1 protein-coding gene is annotated in these 418 nt (G+C 61.7%); it reads right to left on the reverse strand.

Annotation, left to right across the window (positions count from 1 at the left end; genetic code table 11):
* Window positions 1-233: 233 nt before the first annotated feature.
* Window positions 234-418, reverse strand: a 185-nt coding sequence (locus AC1DYG_RS20105; protein WP_477641605.1) for a hypothetical protein, incomplete at its 5' end; no start/stop codon positions are given.

A 418-nucleotide genomic window follows, 5' to 3' on the forward strand; every position in this document is an offset into this window, starting at 1 on the left:
CGCCGCGAAAGGCCGCCATCCGGCACGTATCGGGCGGCCCATGATGAACTTCTTGCGACGGGTAATGGCCATGTTCCGGTCTCCTCATCGACTGAGACGAGCATCAAGTCTCAAGCTAAGGTTGAGCCTTAGGCTATCTGTGGCTAGTGTGGCAAGAGTGGTCAGCAATGGCAACAGCTGTCACTCAAGCAACATTCGCAACACAAATGCAGGGTTCGGGGCCTCGAGCAGGTTCAGCGAAACAACGAGGGAGTCGTCTTGCCGCACCGCCGATCGAAGCCGTCGATCATCCTGGGGACGGTTGCCGCCGTAGCTATCGCGAGTCCGCTCGCGGTCTGGGGCGTCACCAGCACCTCCGGGGTCCGGTCGACCACCGAGTCCACCCAGTCCGTGCCGACCGAGATCGCGGAGGTCGTCC

This window comes from Pedococcus sp. P1_H8 (genome assembly GCF_056405175.1).